This window comes from Bacteroides clarus (assembly GCF_015555825.1).
Taxonomy (GTDB): Bacteria; Bacteroidota; Bacteroidia; order Bacteroidales; family Bacteroidaceae; genus Bacteroides; species Bacteroides clarus.
Genome location: NZ_JADNLF010000004.1, coordinates 275,082 through 295,142, shown reverse-complemented (window position 1 = coordinate 295,142; position 20,061 = coordinate 275,082). Strand labels below are relative to the sequence as shown.

Sequence of the window (20,061 nt, the reverse complement as noted above, 5' to 3'; positions counted from 1 at the left end):
ATTCCCGGGGTGTTACCCCGGGCTATAAGATAAGAGCCTTTCAGGCTTAAAGATAAAAAAACTTTCAGCCTTAGGTTACGCTATTTCATCGTTACTGATATAAACTGATTATTACTGGTATAAACTCAGCTTTACCGATACAATCTAACTTTCAATACCTATTTAATAATTTAATTAAAGAATAAGAAGATGAGCAGGAGTAAAAATCTGACGAATTATCATAGTCACAGTCTGTATTGTGACGGACGTGCCGGTATGGAAGACTTTGTACGGTTTGCCTTGAGCGAGGGATTTACTTCGTATGGCTTTTCATCCCATGCCCCACTGCCTTTTTCTACGGCATGGACCATGGAGTGGGACCGTATGAACGACTATCTGGCAGAATTTCATCGGATGAAACAGAAATATGCTCGGAGGATAGAACTTTATCTCGGTTTGGAAATAGATTACCTGAATGAAGAGAGTAATCCGTCTATTCTCCGCTTCCGGGAGTTGCCATTGGATTATCGTATCGGTTCCGTACATATGTTGTACAATGAGAAATCGGAGGTTGTAGATGTAGATGTTCCGGCTGATATTTTCAAACAAATAGTGGATGAACAGTTTGGTGGTGACTTGGAACATGTAGTGCGTTTGTACTACGGACGGTTGAGGCGTATGTTGGAGTTAGGAGGTTTCGATATAGTAGGGCATGCGGATAAGATGCATTATAACGCGTCTTGTTATCGCCCCGGTTTGCTGGATGAGCCTTGGTATGATATGCTTGTAAAAGAGTATTTTGAGGACATTGCCGCGCGTGGTTATCAGGTGGAAATCAATACCAAGTCTTATCATGAACTGGGTACTTTCTATCCCAATGAACGCTATTTCCCGCTATTGCACAGTTTGGGGATCCGTGTTCAAGTAAATAGTGACTCTCACTATCCGGAACGGATTAATAGCGGTCGTCCGGAAGCATTACAGGCATTGAAGAAGGCCGGTTATAACACCGTAATGGAAATGTATGACGGCGCATGGCAAGAGATGCCGATAATCTTATAGTATCTTTATCAAAAGAGCAAGTTAACATCATCGCAATAATAATGTTAACTTGCTCTTTTGATAATGTTAACTTATAGGAAGCAATTATATTAATTTATTGCTTATAATACAGTTAACTTCTTGTTGGCGCTAATTATTTCTTCAATAAAAACTCATCAATCGCTTTCTTGTAAGTTGCCTTATCGGTAGCTCCGCGGAACAACTGAGGTTCACCCTGCATCGGAATAAAGACAAATAAAGGAATACTGGTGGCATTGAACAAAGCGGCCAGTTCTTTCTCCTTATCCACATTGACTTTATATATCACGATTTTCCCGGCATATTCTTTCGCCAGTTCTTTCATGATAGGAGCCGTCATTCGGCAGGGTCCGCACCAGTCGGCGTACAAGTCGATGATGGCAGGTTTGTCACCCTTATATTTCCACTCTTTGGATTTCTCGTAATCGAATACGTCCTTGATAAACATATCTTTGTTCATTACGATTACGCTGCCGTCTTGAGTAGTTTCTTGCGTTTCCGCTTGTTTTTGTTTGGCTCCATCGGTACAGGCATAAGTCAGTATACTTGAAAAGATGAGAGCGGTCATAGCTATAATTTTCTTCATTTTCTTAATTATGAGTTTTGTTCGATAATGGCTTTAAGCTCCTTACCGCTGATGACACCCGAATGACGCCATACGGCTTCACCTTTTCTGAACAGGATGAAAGTCGGAACCATCTGTATACGATAGCTTGCAGCTAATGCTTCATGTTGGTCTACATCGATTTTTGCGATACGCGCTCTGTCGCCAATCTCACTTTTCAATGCTTCCAATACAGGATGCATGGCTTTACAAGGTCCGCACCAGGTAGCAAAGAAATCCACCAAGACAGGTTTTTCTGATTGTATTAATTCTTCAAACTTTTCCATAATCTTTGTTTTTATAATAGTTTATGAGTATATAACAGATAAACGGGAGATTTGTTCACGCTCGATTGTAAATTAGTAATAACTAATTACTCATTGCTATGTACTAATCACTAATCGTCAGCTCTTTGATAATGTGCGAAGCGCCGGCATATTTGTCTATGATGAACAAAGTATAACGAATGTCTACACAAGCTGCACGCTGTGAAGAGGGACGGAAAGCGATGTCACCTGTCAGCCCTTCATAGTTACGGTCAAAAGCCGTACCTATCAATTCACCCTTGGCATTGAACACCGGACTGCCGGAATTACCACCCGTATTGTCTGTATTTACGATGAAGCAGACGGGCATTTCTCCATCGGGCATCGCATATCGTCCGAAGTCCTTGGCCTGATATAATTGTTTTAATTTAGCCGGAACTACAAACTCCCAATTGTTGGGATCTTCCTTCTCCATCGCTCCTTTCAGAGTGGTGTAACAGCCGTACTCCACACCGTCGGCGGGCTTATAAGGCAATACGCGTCCGTAGGTCAGGCGCAGGGTGGAGTTGGCATCCGGGTAGATGGGGGTGCCGGCTTCCTGTTTCATATCCATCATTCCTTTGACCCATACTTTATGGGCGGCGTTATAGTTACGGTTGGCATCCATCATGGCGATGGTGGTTTGTAGCAGACCGTCGGTAACGGAGTACTTGAACAATGTCATCCAGTCGTTACCGAGCTTATACAAACTAGGTTTACGGATAAACTTGGCAAAGTTTTCCTTGCTGCCGAAGATGGAATATTTGAAGCAGGCATCGATAAAGGCATCACTATCACCCTTGAAACGCTTGTCGATAACCTTGAAGATACCTATGCGTTGTTCGGCGGGAATATATTTCATGTAGGTTTGCAACATCTTCTTTCCTACAATCCGCTCTACTTCGGGGAAGGGGACGGATGCGAAATATTTATCGGCTGCAATTTGCAGGCTGTCGGAAGCGGCTTTTATCCTGGCTTTGTCCTTGCTCTGTAAGGCTGTGACCAATGCGGTGGTATTCGGAATCTTCATAAAGTCAAGACCCGTAATCAATGCTTCCTGGATGGCTTGCTGGTGGTAGAGAGCATTACGGCGATGCTTCACGATACTGCGTATTTGGTCGAAAGCTTTCTGATAGGAACTGTCGTTTAAGGCGCGACCGCGTGCGAGGAGTTGTTCCTGTTGCGCGCGTTTCGTATCCAGTACTTTCAGGCGTACAAGTCCTTCGTTCATGCCGATGGCATTCTTCCAGTAATTGGCGGATGAGGCATACTTGCTTGCGTAGTGAATGCGTACGGCATCATCCTTCAGCATTTGTTCCATAAGGGCTTTCTGACGGACATCTCGCACGTGGTGGCGCATAAAGTTGGTGGTCTGCATACGTTCTTCCACTTCGTCGGAAATCATGTAGCGCCAGTTGCGTCCGGGGAATCCCATGACGAATGTAAAGTCGCCTTCACGATAGCCGGCAAGGCTGATAGTAAGGTGCTTTTTTACCCGCAGGGGCACATTGTCCGGGTTGTAAGCTGCCGGTTGTCCGTCTCTGTCGGCGTAGATGCGGAACAAAGAGAAATCTCCTGTGTGGCGGGGCCACATCCAATTGTCCGTATCGGCGCCGAATTTGCCGATGGAAGAAGGGGGAGCGCCCACCATACGGATGTCACTGTAAGTAGTCTTGAGAAACAGGTAGTATTTATTTCCGCCATAGAACGCTTTCAGTTCCGCTTTACGGCCGGATGTCAGTGTGATGCCTTGTTCGGAAAGAAAACGGTCGGCTATCATGGTAAGGTATTTGGGCGACAGATAATTCGTGCCGTTCGGATCGGAATCTATCTGCAATTGGTCGTTGACGTAATCCGTTACGTCCATTATTTCATCGATGTAGGTTACGGTAAGTCCTTTGCAGGGAAGTTCTTCGTTGCGTGACATTGCCCAAAAACCATCGGTCAGATAGTCGTGCTCCACACTGCTGTGTTGCTGGATAGCTCCGTAACCGCAGTGATGATTGGTCAGTACCAGTCCTTCTGCCGAGATAACCTCGCCTGTGCAGCCGCCACCGAAGTGTACTACCGCATCTTTCAGGGCTATACCGCCGGGATTGTATATCTGCTCGGCAGGAATCAGCAGACCGAGCTCCGTCATGGCGACTTCATTTTGTTGTTTGAGGTCGGTCAGCATCCACATCCCTTCATCGGCATAGGTGGAAAGAACTCCCGATGTAAGGAATAATGATAGTATTGATAGTCTTAAATGTTTCATAATAAATGTGCGTTAGAAGGTATTATGAGAGGGGGGAGTCTCTGTGTACGACTGAGGTACCCTAAGTATACGACTGAGGGTATCTCAGTCGTATACTTAGGGTACCTCAGTCGTATTGTGTGTAGCCGGGAAAATAACGGTTACTCGACTATGTTCATTTCTTTTATCAGGTGTCCGCAGTCTCCCAGTTTTTCCAGAATAAAGAGTACGTAGCGGATATCCAGTGCGATGCAACGTTGCAGGTTGTTATCGAAATTGATGTCACCGCTCAGGGATTCCCAGTTGCCGTCGAACGCGCAGCCTATAAGTTGGCCTTCACCATTGATGACCGGGCTGCCGGAGTTACCGCCGGTAATATCGTTGGTCGTCAGGAAGCAAACGGGCATTGTGCCGTCCGCCATGGCATACCGTCCGAAATCTTTATTAAGGATAAGCTCTTTCAGCTTGGCAGGTACTACGAACTCACGGTCTTCGGGGTTCTCTTTTTCAAGAATACCGTCTGTGGTGGTGTAGTAATTGTAGTGCACTGCATCACGCGGGCTGTATGATTTCACGTTACCGTAAGTCAGACGGATGGTGAAGTTAGCGTCCGGATAAGACGGTACGGGCAGCTTCATTTCACCTAAACCGCGGATGTATGCTTTGTGCAGCAGGTCAAGGCCTTCACTCAGCGCTTTTTCTTCCATGGCGACAGCTCTTAACTTTTCTACTTTTGAACGGGAATAAGCTGTGGCGGGGTCTTTCTCGATAGCCTTTATGGTTGGCTTTTTCATGAACTTGTCAAAGTTGGCACGGTTGGAGAGGATGGAGTTGTCGTATATATCATCTATAAAAGCGTTGTAGTCGCCTTTGTATTTGTTCTGAACGGTCAGATAGAAAGCGGGAAGCTCTTCCGGTTTCAGCTTTTGGGCGAGAGCCGGCAAAATGGCTTTGGCTACGGCGCGGTCTACTTCATGGTCGTAGTCTTTGTTGTGGATGTCGTTGAATACTTCTTCCAGTTGCGCCGTGCTTGCGGTGAGCAGTGAATCGTTTTTCTCTTCCAGCGCGGTTTTAATCTTGTCCATAATCATGTACGGACTGCCAAATTCAATGGCGCCGCTCAATGCTTCGTACAGGTAATTGAGCTGGCGGGTAACGGGCATTCTTTTGGCGATGATACCGTCCATCTTGTCTACCACGCCTTCGTATTCAGGTTTGCCTTTGGCAAATTCGGCGAATTTCTTTTCCTGTTCCGCTTTGGTACCCAATACGTCGTTGTCGATGATTGCCTTGTTCATGCCGATGGAGTTCTTCCAGTAGTTGCTGCTTCCGGCAAACTTATTGGCATACTGGATACGGGTTTTATCGCTGGCATCCATATATTTGCGCAACACATCGAGGCGGACGCCGCGCATGTCAATCATGGCTTGATTGTCTGCTTCCATGCGTTCTTTCACTTCCGATTGGGTGAGGTAACGGCTGGTTCTGCCGGGGAAACCCATAATCATGGCATAGTCGTTCTCTTGCAGGCCTTTGATGGAAATCGGCAGATATTTAGGAGTTTGCAAAGGTACGTTGTCCTTGGAATATTCGGCAGGTTCTCCGTTCTTGTCGGCATAGATGCGGAACATGGAGAAATCGCCCGTATGGCGAGGCCACATCCAGTTGTCTGTTTCACCGCCGAACTTTCCTACTGAGGAGGGGGGAGCGGCTACCATCCGTACATCGCTATATACCTTATAGTAGAACAGGTAGAATTTATTTCCTGCATAGAAGGGCAATGCTTTTACCTCGATACCCGGTTTGCCGTTCAAATCGCTCTTTTCCAGCTCTTCTTTGGCGAGTTTGTTGAGAAACGGAGCTGTCAGCGCATTGACTTCCGTCACTTCTCCGGCTTTGACTTTCTCGTTTACGAGGTCGGTGATGTCTACGATACGATGTACGAAACGGAATTTTAATCCCGGAGTAGGCAACTCTTCACTGCGGTTTTTAGCCCAGAAACCGTCTGTCAGGTAATCGTGTTCTACCGAGCTGTGTTGCTGGATTGCTCCGTAACCGCAGTGGTGATTGGTAAGGATTAATCCTTCCGGTGAGATGATTTCACCGGTACAACCGCCGCCAAAGATACCGACGGCATCTTTCAGTGATACACCGTTCGGGTTATATAAATCATCGGCTTCGAGTTTTAATCCCTGTTTCTTCATCATGTCGGTGGAGTTCTGCTGCTTCATGAGTTGCAGTAACCACATTCCTTCGTCTGCGCGTACGGAGCAGACTGTCAGCACGGCAATAGCCGCAATCAAATACTTCGTTAATTTCATCCTTGTTATTGTTATTAATTAATTTACTATATGTTATTTGAATTTTCCTTCCCGGATGGCGTCCATGATATTGGCAGGCGGACGCTGATTCAGCAATTCCTGTTTCATAAAGTCCATGTAAGGAGCTACATGCTTGAAGAATTTCCGGTAACCGGCACAAAGGTAGTTCAGCCCGGGCTCACCGTTTGCGGTATGTGCAAAGCGGTTTTTAGGACATTCGCCGTTGCAGGCGAACAGCCATTCGCACTCCCGGCACTGGGTAGGGAGTGATTTTTGTTTCATCAGTCCGAAAGCCTGCTGTTGCTCGCTGTACATCATTTCAACCAGTGTTTTCTGATAGATGTTTCCTAATTTATATTCCGGAAATACAAAGTGGTCGCAGGCATATACATCACCGTTGAACTCCATTACGCCGGCATGACCGCAGGTCTTTGCCATAGAGCATACGCCCGGTTGCTCACCCACCCAGTTGGCAAGGGTGGAGTCGAAGAGCTGGATATAATAAGTCCCCACATCTTGTTTCACCCATTCATCGAACAGGGCGCAGAGGAAGTTTCCCCATTGTTCCGGACTGACGGAGAAATCAGCCAGTTCGGCAGCCTTCTCCTTGTCGGCCAGTGAAGCCAGATGACGTCCGTCTTGATGCGGTGTAATCCGTTCTACGATAGGAGCGAACTGGATATAGCGGGAACCTATCTCTTTAAAGAAATTATAGAACTCACGGGGATAGTCGGCGTTGAAGTCGTTTACTACCGCCATCGCGTTCCATTCCACCCCATGTTTTTTCAGCAGGTTGATGCCTTGCATCACTTTGACGAAAGAAGGCTTTCCAAGCCTGTTTTTGCGGTACTCGTCGTGAAACTCCTGCGGACCGTCGATGGACACGCCTACCAGCCAATTGTTCTCTTTGAAGAACTCGCACCATTCGTCGGTAAGCAACGTACCGTTTGTCTGTATGCAGTTATCAATCGTCCGGCCGTTGGCGTACTTTTTTTGCAGTTCCATAGCCTTTTTGTAGAAGGCCAACGGGCGCATCAGGGTTTCTCCGCCATGCCAGGTGAATAATACTTGCGGCATCGTTTGCGAATTGATATATTCTTCAATGAACTTTTCCAGCAGTTCATCGCTCATCACATGTTTGGGATTGTTTACATACAGTTTGGACTTCTCCAGATAATAGCAATAATCGCATGCCAGGTTGCATACAGCCCCTACGGGTTTGAGCATTACATAAAGAGGTTTAGCGAAAGGAGCATAGGTTGACATGTATATTTCTCCGGTTTTATGATTTATGATTGTGCAAAAATACGTAAACCAAATGAAAATTCCTTTCTTTCTATCCGGTTTATAAGGAATATTAATACCTTTGCCGCGTGTAATTCATAAATCGTTTCCTGCATGATTAGAATGAATGTAAACTATATCTTGCCTTTTTTGTTGTTACTTGTGTCTTTCTCTTCTTGTAGTCGCAAATATAAGATTGAAGGAAATTCTTCGGTAACCAGTCTCGATGGTAAAATGTTATTTCTTAAAACACTGCAAAACGGGCAGTGGGTAACAATTGACTCGTCCGAGGTGGTTCATGGACTATTTTCGATGAAAGGCCCCGTAGATTCGGTAATGATGGTGACGCTGTATATGGATGACGAGGGTATTATGCCTTTGATTCTGGAGGATGGCAGGATTGAGATAATCATTTCCAATTCACAGCTGTCGGCTAAGGGAACCTTGTTGAACAACGCGTTGTATGAGTTTATAGAGAAGCGTAATGCAATGGAAGTTGAAATGGGAGAACTGGAGCGAAAAGAAGCGCGTATGGTGTTGGATGGCGCCAACTTGGAAGATGTACACGAACAATTGGCTAAGGAGGAAGAAACATTAGCCAAAGAGATGAATGATTATGTGAAAGACTTCATCATTGAAAATTATGAGAATGTGCTTGGTCCGGGAGTGTTTATGATGATGTGCAGTACACTGCCGTATCCTATAATGACACCCCAGATTGAAGATATAATGAGAACCGCTCCCCTGATTTTTAAGGAAAACGCTTTTGTAAAAGATTTCCTTTCCAAAGCCAAACAAAACATGCAGCTGCTGGAAGAACATAAGCGCTTGCAGCAGAGTTCGGAAACCACGGCCATGCAACATTAGTACTTTCACTCATCTTGCCGATATTCGAGAGATTTGTTACATTTATGTAACTAACAAATTAAGTAGAAGTATGGCAAGAATAAAAAGTACGAATGTTCTTTCGTTTTTTAAAGAACAGATTACACTGCTCGAATCGAGCAATAAATTGGGTACGGCAAGGAATTACCGTCGCACCCTCAGTAGCTTTTCCCTGTTTCTGGAAGGCAGGGATATTCCTTTTAGGCTGCTCGATGAGCCGCTGGTTATCCGGTATGAAAGCTGGCTCCGGTCAAGAGGCGTTTTACGTAACAGCTCTTCATTTTATATGAGGGTTTTGCGTTCCGTATATAATAAGGCGGTTACAAAGCGGCTGGTCAAGCAAACTTTCCCTTTTCAAAATGTATATACGGGAGTGGATAAAACCCGTAAACGGGCGATAGACGAACAGCACATACTGGATTTGTGTAAGTTGAGTTTACCGGCATTATCTCCATTGGCCTTGGCCCGCGACTTGTTTCTTTTCAGTTATTGTACACGGGGAATGGCATTTGTCGATATGGCGTTCCTGTGTAAAAAGAATATACACAACGGCTATATCTGCTATACCCGTAAAAAGACCGGGCAGCAACTTGTCATCCGTGTCGAGCCTCTTATCCAGAAAATCATCAGCCGGTATGCCGGACAAACGAAGCGTTCGCAATATCTTCTTCCCATCATTTCCTCGGAAGATCCGGTGATAGCGTTTTCCCAGTATCAGACGGCGCTGGGGTATTACAATAAGCTGTTGAAGAGGATTTCCAAGATTCTTGACCTTGATATATCGCTGTCTTCCTACACCGCGCGCCATTCATGGGCTACGGCGGCACGCAATCATAATGTGCCGATTTCGGTTATTAGTGCAGGAATGGGACATACTACGGAGAAAACAACACAAATTTATTTAGCCAGTTTGGAAAGTTCCGTTATCGATCAGGCTAATCAAAGCATATTATCAGCTTTGGTATAGGCTTGCGGCCTACATTGTATTGTTCGATATAATGTATAAATCTATATCGTTTCTATACAAGAGACGTTACAGATTTATCGGCAAAAGTAAACCTTTTCTGATAAAGATGAGAGTAATTGAAAGGTATTTTTTGATACATTAACAAACAAGATTGCTTGATAATTTGTTGTAGGTGGTTTTTGGACAAAATTTATAGGGCTGATTATTATTGATTAATAGAGATTTAGCTGGCAGAGGCGAGCTGAAAGCGTTAAGTAAAACACTCCTGTTTTATGATTTTCGGGAAGAGGGTTATAACTGCTTAGCCAATCTATGTCTTATTCTTTGACTTCTGTGTACAAAGCATGCGGAATTATCATTTATTAATAGTACAAAATACATCTACACGTTTTGTATAAGATTGATTATTAGTAATTTATTGACATGTGCTATTTCTTGTATAGAAATGGTATAACGGATGTATTGAATAAAAGTATCTCATAATCAATTGATATATAAAGTGTTAGTTCGATGTTGAGGAGCCAAGAGTATATCCGCTTTTCTTGTTTTGATAAATACTTTACATGAATAATGATGAAGAAAATATAGTATGGTTTGCTATGCGCGCTCCTTTTTGCAAGGAGCTGGAAGCAAAGCGGCTGTTGGATAAACAGGCTATAGAAAACTTTGTTCCCATGTGCTATAAAGTATTTGAGAAGAATAACAAGAAAAGGAGAGAACTGGTGCCCGCCGTTCACAATTTGATATTCGTTCGTACCACCCGGCGGATTATCAGGGAAACCAAAAGAACTGTTTCGTTTCTGCAATACATCACGATGCCGGATGCCGGTAAAAACTCTCCTATAATTGTGCCGGATATACAAATGCAGCAGTTTATTTCCGTATCCCGACTGCATAATGAACGTTTAATTTATCTAACTCCGGAAGAAATTAATTTGGCTAAAGGTACGCGGGTTCGTGTGTTGGGCGGTCCGTTTGACGGTGTAGAGGGAGTGTTTGTAAAGGTAAGAGGCTGCAGGAGCAAACGTGTTGTCATACTCATACAAGGTATTCTTGCTGTTGTCGTTGCGGAAGTGAAACCTGATCTTATAGAAGTCATTGGCTGATGACTGTTGTTTTAAAGAGATGAAACCATGACATTCATTACTTTGTTAGAAGCGGTTATTATTATTTATTTGGCGGTATACAATATTCGTATCATCCGTAAGATGGATCGCTTGAAGAAGCAACTCCGGAGTTCTTCACCGGATAAACCGAATCCAAAAGAAACTTTGGATACTCCTCTACCTGTTATCCAAGAGACGGAACCGGAGAATAAGAGTGCAGAACCGAAAGCCGATGGTGAAACTAAAGTAACGGATTCTACAAAGGACAAGAAACTCTTTGAGCGGATAAACCGTACTATTATTGATGAACAATTATTTCTCGACCCGGAATTCTCAAGGGAGAAGTTTATCAGGCTCGGACTCATCAATAAGAATAAAGTGGCGCAGTTGCTTCAGCAATACGCCAATACCAATCTCAACGGCTATATCAACAGCCTGCGTTTGGAATATGCTTCGAAGCTGATACAGACTCAACCGGACATACCTATCAAGGCTGTTGCCATAGATTCCGGTTTCAATAGTTCACGTACGTTTTACCGGCTTTTCCAGCAGAAGTATGGAATGACTCCGGCTGAATATAAAGAGTCTCTTCACGGAGTATCTTGATGTTGATTTTTATATACTAAGTTTATATGATATTACAAATAGCAGATTGGCTGATGGAGGTATCGTGTGGCAATGAAGTCGCAGACCGATTACAGAACCTGAAGCCGTTTCTCCTGCCGGAGATGCCCGTATGCTCCCGTTCCCATATATGCCGGTTGGAGTTGGGTTGCAAGTTTCCCATTAAAGAAACCGGTCCGGATGCAGTGCACCACCCGGACGGACGGACAATACGTATATGGCTTACCGCCGATTATTGCTACATTGCGTTAACTCCTTACGGGAGCCCTCATACCTATTGGCTGCGTACCGACCGCCGGTGGAGAAATGTACAAACCGATTTGCTTCCGGAAACTTCCGAGGATTATGCGCTCCTGAATGATTTTATCATGATTTCTTTTATTTATAGCGCAGCGTTTCATGGGGGAGCATTGATACACGCGTCTTGCATAGCCGTCGATGATAAGGGAGTGGCTTTTGTGGGACCATCGGGCATTGGCAAAAGTACCCACTCGCAGTTATGGCTGAAACATATACCCGGCGCGCGTTTGTTGAACGATGACCAACCTATACTGCGCCTGATGCCGGGAGGAGAAGTAATGCTGTTCGGCTCTCCCTGGAGTGGAAAGACTTCCTGCTATATCAATGAAGGTGTCAGACTGGAAACCATTTTCCGTATGGAGCAGGCCGAAGAGAACCGTGCGGTTCGCATGGACGGGATAGAAGCTTTCCGCATGCTGCTGAGTTCCACTTCCCTTATCGGGCGGGATAGTTTGAGCTTTGCCGTTATCAGCGGTACGCTTGCACAGATTGCAGGAAGTATCCCGACATTTACTCTATACAATAAGCCCGAACAAGAGGCTGCCTTGCTGAGCTATAATATCTTTAAAGATAAATAGGAATATATGATTATTGCTGTCGATTTTGACGGAACTATCGTCGAGCATCGCTATCCGGCTATAGGTAACGAAATACCTTTTGCCATCGAAACGTTGAAGCGCCTTTCCGAGGAGCGCCACCGGCTCATCCTGTGGAGCGTTCGCGAGGGCAAATTGCTGGAAGAGGCTGTCAGTTTTTGTAGCGACCGGGGGCTGAAATTCTATGCCGTCAACAGTAACTATCCGGAAGAGAACAAGAACCATGAGAACTTCTCCCGTAAGCTGAAAGCCGACCTCTTTATCGACGACCGTAATGTGGGCGGATTGCCCGATTGGGGACTTATCTACCGTATGATACACGAAAAACTGAACTATGAAGATATATATCGGGAAGCCTGCCGTTCGGCAGAGCATCCCAAACCCAAAAGTTTTATAAAACGACTCTTGGGGTAAGTAGGCCGAATCAAACGAAACATTAAACAAAACAAGTATATGAATATTAGAAGAATTCTTCTGTTACTGTTGCTCCCGCTGTTATTTTCAGCTTGTACGTCTTATAAAAAGTCATTGTATCTTCGAGACGACGAAGTCTTGGAGATGGTGCCTCAAAAGGGTATGCTTTACGAGTATCGTATTATGCCTAAGGATGAACTGACTATCTTGGTCAGTACTTCCACTCCCGAAGCTTCCGCACCGTTCTATCGGAAGATAGGGCAGACGAAAGACCAGCCTATACAGAATCAAGGCTTGGATAATGCGAAGCTGTTAGCTTACTTGGTAGACAATGACGGTTATATCGATTTTCCGGTATTAGGCATGATTAAGGTCGTAGGACTTACCAATCGCGAATGCGAGGCTTTGCTGCGTCAGAAACTTCGCCATTATCTCAATGAAGACCCTAACGTTACGGTACGTACTTCCAACTATCAAATCAGTGTATTGGGTGAAGTTGGCAAACCGGGTACTTATACTATCAGTGATGAAAAAGTTACAATTTTCCAGGCATTGGCACAGGCGGGAGATATGACTCTTTTTTCTGTCCGTGATGATGTGCAACTCCTGCGTGAAGATTCTGTGGGCAGACGCCGTGTCATTCACTTAGACCTTACTGCTGCCGACATCTCTCTCTCTCCTTATTATTATCTTCAGCAAAATGATGTGGTTTATGTAAAGCCCACTAAAGCAAAAGTACGTTCCAATACATTCAGCAATAATTCATCTATTTGGATTAGTCTGTTGAGTTTGGCTACTACTCTTGCCTCTCTAATTGTAGTAATTGTCAAATAAGTATTCTATTAAGATGAAAGAAGAACAATTTAATGAATTCCTTCAGGACGAAGATAAAAAAGTCGATTATAAAACTATTATTTTTGAATATCTGCTTTATTGGCCTGTTATCCTTGCTTTTCTTGTAGTTACTTTAGCGGGAGCCTATGTATATCTCCGTTATCAAGCACCGGTTTATAGTGTCAGTTCCACGGTTCTGATAAAGCAGGGAGATAAAACGAAGTACAGCGCATCTTCATCCTTGGCTTCCATGCAAGACTTGGGTATGCTTTCCATGGCCAATAATTTTGATAATGAGTTGGAAATACTCCAATCATATACATTGGCACGAAAGGTGGTGGATGCCTTGAATCTCTACATCACCTATAAGGAAGATGGCAATTTTGGTTACGACCATATTCTTTATAAGACTTCGCCGGTACAGGTATGGATGGCTCCCGATGAAGCGGAAAAACTTCTTTCCGCTCTGCAGGTAAAGCTGGATTGTACACCCGATGGTAAAGTAGGAGCTACGCTTACTTATTCTGTGGAAGAAGAAGAGCGAAGCATCGGTAAGTCATTCGATAAACTGCCGGCCGTATTCATTACTCCTATAGGAACGTTGAACTTCTCTGCTGCTTCGGACAGTGTTGTGGCTCATATATCTACTCCTCGTACACTGACTGCTACAATTATCCCCCCATCGGTAGCAGCCGATGGATATAAGAAACGTTTAAGTGCGGAACCTACAAGCGAGTATACTTCTATCGTACGCCTCACTTTCTATGACAGTAGTATCCGTCGCGGTATGGATTATCTTGATATGTTGGTAGCTCTCTATAATAGTGATGCCAACGATGATAAGAATCAGGTGGCAAGCCGCACCGCCCAGTTCATTGACGAGCGTATCCATATCATCAATACGGAACTCGGCACTACGGAAAGCGAACTGGCGGATTATAAGCAGCGTGCCGGTCTCACCAATCTGAGCGCCGATGCGCAGCTTGCTCTGCAGGGAAGCTCGGAATACGACCAGAAGCGTGCCGAGAACACCAATCAGCTACGCCTGATAAATTTCTTGCGAAGCTATATTGACAATCCGGACAATAAGTATGAAGTAATCCCCGCCAATGTCGGTTTGACAGATGCCGGACTGACTAATGTGATAGCCCAATACAATGAAATGCTCATTGAGCGTAAACGCTTGTTGCGCAGTTCCAATGAGAATAATCCGATGCTCATCAATCTGGACACTTCCATCTCCGCTACCCGTAACACTGTGCTCACTACTGTGGAAAGTGTAGAGAAAGGATTGCAGATAACCCGCAACAATCTGGATTTGGAAGCACGTAAGTATCAGGCCCGTATCAGCAATGCCCCGCAGCAGGAACGTGAACTTATTAGTATCACCCGTCAGCAGGAAATCAAAGCGAATCTTTACCTGATGCTTTTGCAGAAGCGCGAAGAAAATGCTATTACTTTAGCTGCTGTAGCCAATAACGGACGTATTGTCGAGGAGCCTCGGGCTAAAGGACCGGTTGCCCCCAATGGCCGGAAGATTTATATGATGGCGCTGGTTTTGGGCTTGGCGTTCCCCATAGGATGTATCTATCTTACTCGCCTGCTTCGGTTCAAAATAGAGGGACGTGCGGATGTGGAGCGTATCACCAATGTCACGATAGTAGGCGATGTGCCCCAAATCAAATATCCGGAAGGGCACCCCATTGTAGTGAATGAGAATAAGAATGGACTGATGGAAGAAGTATTCCGTAGCGTGCGTACCAATATTCAGTACATGCTGCAAGAAGGTCAAAAGGTTATTCTTTTCACCTCTACTACTCCCGGAGAAGGTAAAAGCTTCAATGCGGCAAATCTTGCTGTCAGTCTTGCTTTTATGGACTGTAAAACAGTTATTGTCGGTATGGATATCCGTAAACCGGGACTAAACCGCATGTTTGCCCTATCTCATAAAGAAAGGGGAATTACTCAATATTTGGCATCTCCCAAAGATACGGATTTGCTGTCACTTTGCCAGCAATCTTCCATTTCTCCCAATCTTTATATCCTGCCGGGTGGAGCGATACCGCCTAATCCTACAGAACTGGTGGCACGCCAATCCCTCGATCAAGCTATTGAGATATTGAAAGAACATTTCGATTATATCATTCTCGATACGGCGCCTATCGGTATGGTTACTGATACCCGATTGATAGCTCGTGTGGCAGATTTAAGTGTTTATGTCTGCCGTGCCGACTATACGCATAAGAGCGATTATGAGTTGATTAACGAACTGAAGCATAATGAAAAACTGCCTAATCTGTGTACACTGATTAATGGTATCAACATGGATAAACGCAAGAATGGCTACTATTATGGTTACGGCAAATATGGCAAGTATGGAAAATACGGTTATGGTAAGAAGTATGGTTACGGCTATGGCTACGGTTATGGAAAGGATAATAAATAATAAAAAGTAAAAAATGAAGAAAGTCGCATTAATTACAGGTATTACGGGGCAAGACGGTTCATTTCTTGCCGAGTTTTTGATTGATAAAGGATACGAAGTTCACGGTGTTCTCCGTCGTTCTTCTTCTTTCAATACAGGGCGTATCGAGCATCTTTATTTGGATGAATGGGTACGCGATATGAAAAAAGACCGTTTGGTAAACCTGCATTATGGAGATATGACGGACAGTAGTTCACTGATTCGTATTATCCAGCAGATACAACCGGACGAAATATACAATCTTGCCGCACAAAGCCATGTAAAAGTGTCATTTGACGTCCCTGAATATACGGCGGAAGCCGATGCGGTAGGTACGCTCCGTATGCTGGAAGCTGTTCGTATTCTCGGATTAACCCATAAGACTAAAATTTACCAAGCTTCCACATCAGAACTATATGGTAAAGTACAGGAAGTTCCCCAAAAGGAGAGCACTCCTTTTTATCCTCGTAGTCCTTATGGTGTGGCAAAGCAGTATGGCTTTTGGATAACAAAGAACTATCGTGAGAGCTACGGTATGTTTGCTGTCAATGGCATACTTTTTAATCATGAAAGTGAACGTCGTGGCGAAACTTTTGTCACAAGAAAAATTACCCTTGCAGCTGCGCGTATAGCACATGGTCAGCAGGATAAACTATACCTCGGTAATTTGGATGCCCGTCGTGATTGGGGTTATGCCCGCGACTATGTGGAGTGTATGTGGATGATTCTTCAGCACGATTCTCCGGAAGACTTTGTGATAGCTACAGGCGAGATGCATACAGTTCGTGAATTTGCAACATTAGCTTTTCGTGAAGCGGGTATGGAGCTTCGTTGGGAAGGAGAGGGTATTGAGGAAAAAGGTGTTGATGTAAATACTGGTAAAGTATTAGTAGAAGTTGATCCTAAGTATTTCCGTCCTTGCGAGGTAGAACAGTTGTTGGGAGATCCGACAAAGGCTAAAACATTGTTGGGCTGGAATCCAATAAAAACAAGTTTTGAAGAATTGATACATATAATGGTGGAACATGATATGCGGTGGACAGAGCGGAATCTTTTCTGAAGTTTGAACTATATGGTTGGTTAATGGTATATTAATATAAGGAATTTTTGATCACAATAGAATTGTCTTTTAAGACGACAGAATATAGTTCTATTTTGGCATTATGAAATTTTGTATCATATATGCTTGTTCTTGTTTTTTTAACATATACTGATGTTAAGTTAGTGTTTATGGATTTTGAGAATTTCAATGGTTGCAGAAAATAGTATTTCAAATAATAAACGGATAGCAAAAAACACAATCTTTTTATCAATTAGGATGTTATTCTCAATGGCTGTATCGTTATATACAACGAGAGCTATTTTGGAAATACTAGGAGTAACAGACTTTGGTATATATAATGTTGTTGGAGGCGTTATCGTTTTTCTTGGTTTTTTAAATCAAACAATGAGCACAACAACAGCAAGATTCATAACTACTGCTTTGGGCAAAGGCGACCAGGATTATTTACATGGAATATTCTGTATGTCTATGAATTTTCATATGATATTATCAATACTGACGCTGATAGTTGGAGAAACAATAGGATTGTGGATAGTTAGTGAGAAACTTATTATTCCGGCTGACAGAATGCCGGCAGCAATGTGGTTATATCAAGCCTCTATTCTAAGTGCTTGTATTGGAATCTTAAACGTCCCATATAATTCTACAATAATAGCTCACGAACGTATGGGAGCATTTGCTTATATCTCAATAATGCAGGTTATTGCTAAATTGTTAATAGTATTAGTTTTGCCTTTTTTTATGTGTGATAGACTAATTCTTTTTTCATTGTTGATGGTAATTGTTAGTATAATAATACAAGTGGCATATTGGCAATATTCGTATCGAACTTTTGAAGAGGTTAAGTATAAACCGATTTGGAATAATGCTATTTGGAAAGATATAATTGGTTTTACGTCATGGAATATTTCGTGTGATTTAGCTTTTATGTGTAATACACAAGGGTTGAATATATTATTAAATATATTTTTCGGTCCTATAGTTAATGTTGCAAGAGGTATTGCTGTTCAAATAGAAAGTATCATGCGGCAATTTGTGGGGAATTTTCAGACTGCTATTAATCCACAAATCACAAAAAAATATGCAGGGGGACAGATTGATGAATCACTATATTTAGTATTAAGGGTTAGCAGGTTTTGTTTCTACATTATTATGCTTATGGGAATCCCTTTGTACTTTGAAATAGAATATTTGCTTAAAGTATGGCTTGGTAATATTCCAGAATATACTATTTCCTTTGCGAAGATAACTATATTGATGGTAGTTATTGATGGTCTATCGAATCCTCTTCATCTATTAATATACGCATCGGGTAAGGTTAAAACATATCAAATAATTTTGTCTAGTATTTATCTTACATATTTACCGCTTTCTTATTGCTTGATAAAGTTCTATAGCGTATCTCCTGAAGTTATTCTCATTATGCTTCTACTGTTTAAGACAGTAATGGTGGGAGTGAGAATCAAACGTATAAATTCAATAGTAGGAATGAAAATTCAACAATATCTAACAGAAGTTTTGTTCCCCATAGTGTTATGTCTCTTTTTAGCAGTAATAGTTCCGATAATTATAACCGTATTATTTGAACAGTCATTTATTAGGTTGATGGGGACTACTGTATTTACAGTATTATCTTCATTACCAATAATCTATTTTGTCGGTCTGAGGATTAGTGAACAAGAACTTGTAAAACAATATATAAAAAGAATAGTATTTAAAGTAAACTGTTTATGAATAGATTAAGTGATTTATATAAGAGGTATTCGATATTAAAACTATTAAAGAAGGTTGATGATAGATATGGAGTGCAGGCTTTTGTTAGGGTGATGAACTCTCATTGGTTTAATCCCTTAGCTACTATTTATGTTAATTTACTAAGTTTTCCTTTTAGGAAGGCAGTCAAATTACCGATTTTTATTTATGGTAGTCCTAAAATATACACTTTAGTGGGTGATATGGATATAATTGGCAGTGTATCAATAGGTATGATATCTTTTAATAAAACAAAAAAATTAATGCCTGGTTTTCAGAATTTTGACAGTGAATTATCTAATGTCGGTTCTATAATCTTTCATGGTCCATGTTCTATAGGATGTGGTAATCGTATATTGGTACAGAAAAATGCTACTTTGGAAATAGGAGAAAAAGTTATTATTGCAGATAATGTTAATATAGGATGTCATCAATCTATATCCATCGGAAAGCAATCTCGAATAGCACATCGTTGTCAAATATTGGAGTCAAATCATCATTTTATGCTGAAAGTGAAAGATTTTACAATTTCTCCAGCAACACATCCTATTAAAATAGGTAAAGGTTGTTGGATTTGTAATAGTACAACTATTACAGGGGGGGTAACCATTCCGGATTTATGTATTGTAGCATCAAATAGTTTAGTGAATAGTAGTCTTGGAAATGAAGGCTTTAAAGCAGATCCGGGTTCCATAATAGGTGGAATCCCAGCAAGATTGATAGCTTCTAAAGTCGCTTTTCGAGTTTTTAATCATGAACTGGAAGGATTTTTATTCCAGTGGTTTGCTAAACATAAAGATGAGAAATATATTCTTCCTGAAGGTATGACAATTGAAGAAGTAACGACAATAAAAATGCAAGATGAAAGAAAGATGTAGCGAAATTGAATTATTGCGAATCTTTTCGATGATTTTAATTATTGTTACACATCTTATTGTGTAAGGATACTAGTGATGTGATTCTATTATTTATAATGGGAGGTGTTGTGTTTTTAATAGGGTTTATAATGGATATGTTATAGTCTAGATTATGTTCTCCGGTTTTATTATATTATTAGATAATAAGTTAAGAGGAAAATTTTGATAGCTACAGGCTAAATGTATACTGTTTGCAAATTTTCCATATTGGTTTTCTGTGAGGTAGATATGGAACTTCATTGGGAAGGAAAGGGTGTTGAAGAAAAGAGTATTGATGTGAAAACTAACAAAGCATTGGTGGAAGTCAATCTTAAATATTTCTGTCCATTC

Annotated in this window: 17 protein-coding genes; 12 read left to right on the top strand and 5 right to left on the bottom strand. The window is 42.4% G+C overall.

What is annotated here, in order from left to right; all coding sequences use genetic code 11:
* Positions 1 to 189: 189 nt before the first annotated feature.
* A complete protein-coding gene (locus I2F54_RS06915; RefSeq protein WP_148359969.1) occupies positions 190 to 1,041 on the top strand; it encodes a histidinol-phosphatase in 852 nt (283 codons plus the stop codon).
* A gap of 133 nt (positions 1,042 to 1,174) precedes the next feature.
* Here I2F54_RS06915 and I2F54_RS06910 read toward each other — a convergent pair whose 3' ends face one another.
* The 5 genes from I2F54_RS06910 to I2F54_RS06890 form a co-directional block, all read right to left on the bottom strand.
* Entirely contained in the window at positions 1,175 to 1,645 is a 471-nt protein-coding gene (locus I2F54_RS06910) for a thioredoxin family protein (protein ID WP_195500838.1), read from the bottom strand.
* An 8-nt stretch (positions 1,646 to 1,653) separates the two neighbouring features.
* Entirely contained in the window at positions 1,654 to 1,950 is a 297-nt protein-coding gene (trxA, locus tag I2F54_RS06905) for a thioredoxin (protein WP_009120533.1), read from the bottom strand.
* 103 nt (positions 1,951 to 2,053) lie between these two features.
* A complete protein-coding gene (locus I2F54_RS06900; protein ID WP_195500837.1) occupies positions 2,054 to 4,225 on the bottom strand; it encodes a S46 family peptidase in 2,172 nt (723 codons plus the stop codon).
* 140 nt (positions 4,226 to 4,365) lie between these two features.
* Positions 4,366 to 6,525 (bottom strand): S46 family peptidase, encoded by a 2,160-nt coding sequence (locus I2F54_RS06895; protein WP_195500836.1) that lies wholly within the window; start codon positions 6,523 to 6,525, stop codon positions 4,366 to 4,368.
* 33 nt (positions 6,526 to 6,558) lie between these two features.
* The gene (locus I2F54_RS06890) at positions 6,559 to 7,791 is read right to left on the bottom strand and encodes an anaerobic sulfatase-maturation protein (RefSeq protein WP_195500835.1); all 1,233 of its coding nucleotides are present in this window, start codon (positions 7,789 to 7,791) and stop codon (positions 6,559 to 6,561) included.
* Positions 7,792 to 7,923: 132 nt separating this feature from the next.
* On the opposite strand from I2F54_RS06890, the gene I2F54_RS06885 reads away from it, so the two are divergent.
* From I2F54_RS06885 to I2F54_RS06835, 11 genes are all read left to right on the top strand, one after another.
* Positions 7,924 to 8,676: a DUF4369 domain-containing protein gene (locus I2F54_RS06885; protein WP_009120537.1), complete on the top strand. Its 753-nt coding sequence runs from the start codon at positions 7,924 to 7,926 to the stop codon at positions 8,674 to 8,676.
* A gap of 70 nt (positions 8,677 to 8,746) precedes the next feature.
* Positions 8,747 to 9,661 (top strand): tyrosine-type recombinase/integrase, encoded by a 915-nt coding sequence (locus I2F54_RS06880; RefSeq protein WP_022219718.1) that lies wholly within the window; start codon positions 8,747 to 8,749, stop codon positions 9,659 to 9,661.
* 563 nt (positions 9,662 to 10,224) lie between these two features.
* The gene (locus I2F54_RS06875) at positions 10,225 to 10,767 is read left to right on the top strand and encodes a UpxY family transcription antiterminator (RefSeq protein WP_195500834.1); all 543 of its coding nucleotides are present in this window, start codon (positions 10,225 to 10,227) and stop codon (positions 10,765 to 10,767) included.
* A gap of 27 nt (positions 10,768 to 10,794) precedes the next feature.
* Entirely contained in the window at positions 10,795 to 11,373 is a 579-nt protein-coding gene (locus tag I2F54_RS06870; protein ID WP_195500833.1) for a helix-turn-helix transcriptional regulator, read from the top strand.
* Between the two features lie 26 nt (positions 11,374 to 11,399).
* Positions 11,400 to 12,269, top strand: a complete 870-nt coding sequence (locus I2F54_RS06865) for a hypothetical protein (protein WP_195500832.1) — start codon at positions 11,400 to 11,402, stop codon at positions 12,267 to 12,269.
* A gap of 6 nt (positions 12,270 to 12,275) precedes the next feature.
* Entirely contained in the window at positions 12,276 to 12,701 is a 426-nt protein-coding gene (locus I2F54_RS06860; RefSeq protein ID WP_129618941.1) for a BT0820 family HAD-type phosphatase, read from the top strand.
* Positions 12,702 to 12,740: 39 nt separating this feature from the next.
* The gene (locus I2F54_RS06855; protein WP_087413474.1) at positions 12,741 to 13,535 is read left to right on the top strand and encodes a polysaccharide biosynthesis/export family protein; all 795 of its coding nucleotides are present in this window, start codon (positions 12,741 to 12,743) and stop codon (positions 13,533 to 13,535) included.
* Positions 13,536 to 13,548: 13 nt separating this feature from the next.
* Positions 13,549 to 15,981 carry a GumC family protein gene (locus I2F54_RS06850; protein ID WP_195500831.1) on the top strand — a complete coding sequence of 811 codons (2,433 nt, stop codon included), beginning with the start codon at positions 13,549 to 13,551 and terminating at the stop codon, positions 15,979 to 15,981.
* 13 nt (positions 15,982 to 15,994) lie between these two features.
* The gene (gmd, locus tag I2F54_RS06845; RefSeq protein ID WP_195500830.1) at positions 15,995 to 17,059 is read left to right on the top strand and encodes a GDP-mannose 4,6-dehydratase; all 1,065 of its coding nucleotides are present in this window, start codon (positions 15,995 to 15,997) and stop codon (positions 17,057 to 17,059) included.
* Between the two features lie 189 nt (positions 17,060 to 17,248).
* Positions 17,249 to 18,796: a lipopolysaccharide biosynthesis protein gene (locus I2F54_RS06840; protein WP_195500829.1), complete on the top strand. Its 1,548-nt coding sequence runs from the start codon at positions 17,249 to 17,251 to the stop codon at positions 18,794 to 18,796.
* Entirely contained in the window at positions 18,793 to 19,692 is a 900-nt protein-coding gene (locus I2F54_RS06835) for an acyltransferase (protein WP_195500828.1), read from the top strand. Before I2F54_RS06840 ends, I2F54_RS06835 begins: the two co-directional genes overlap by 4 nt.
* Positions 19,693 to 20,061 lie beyond the last annotated feature (369 nt).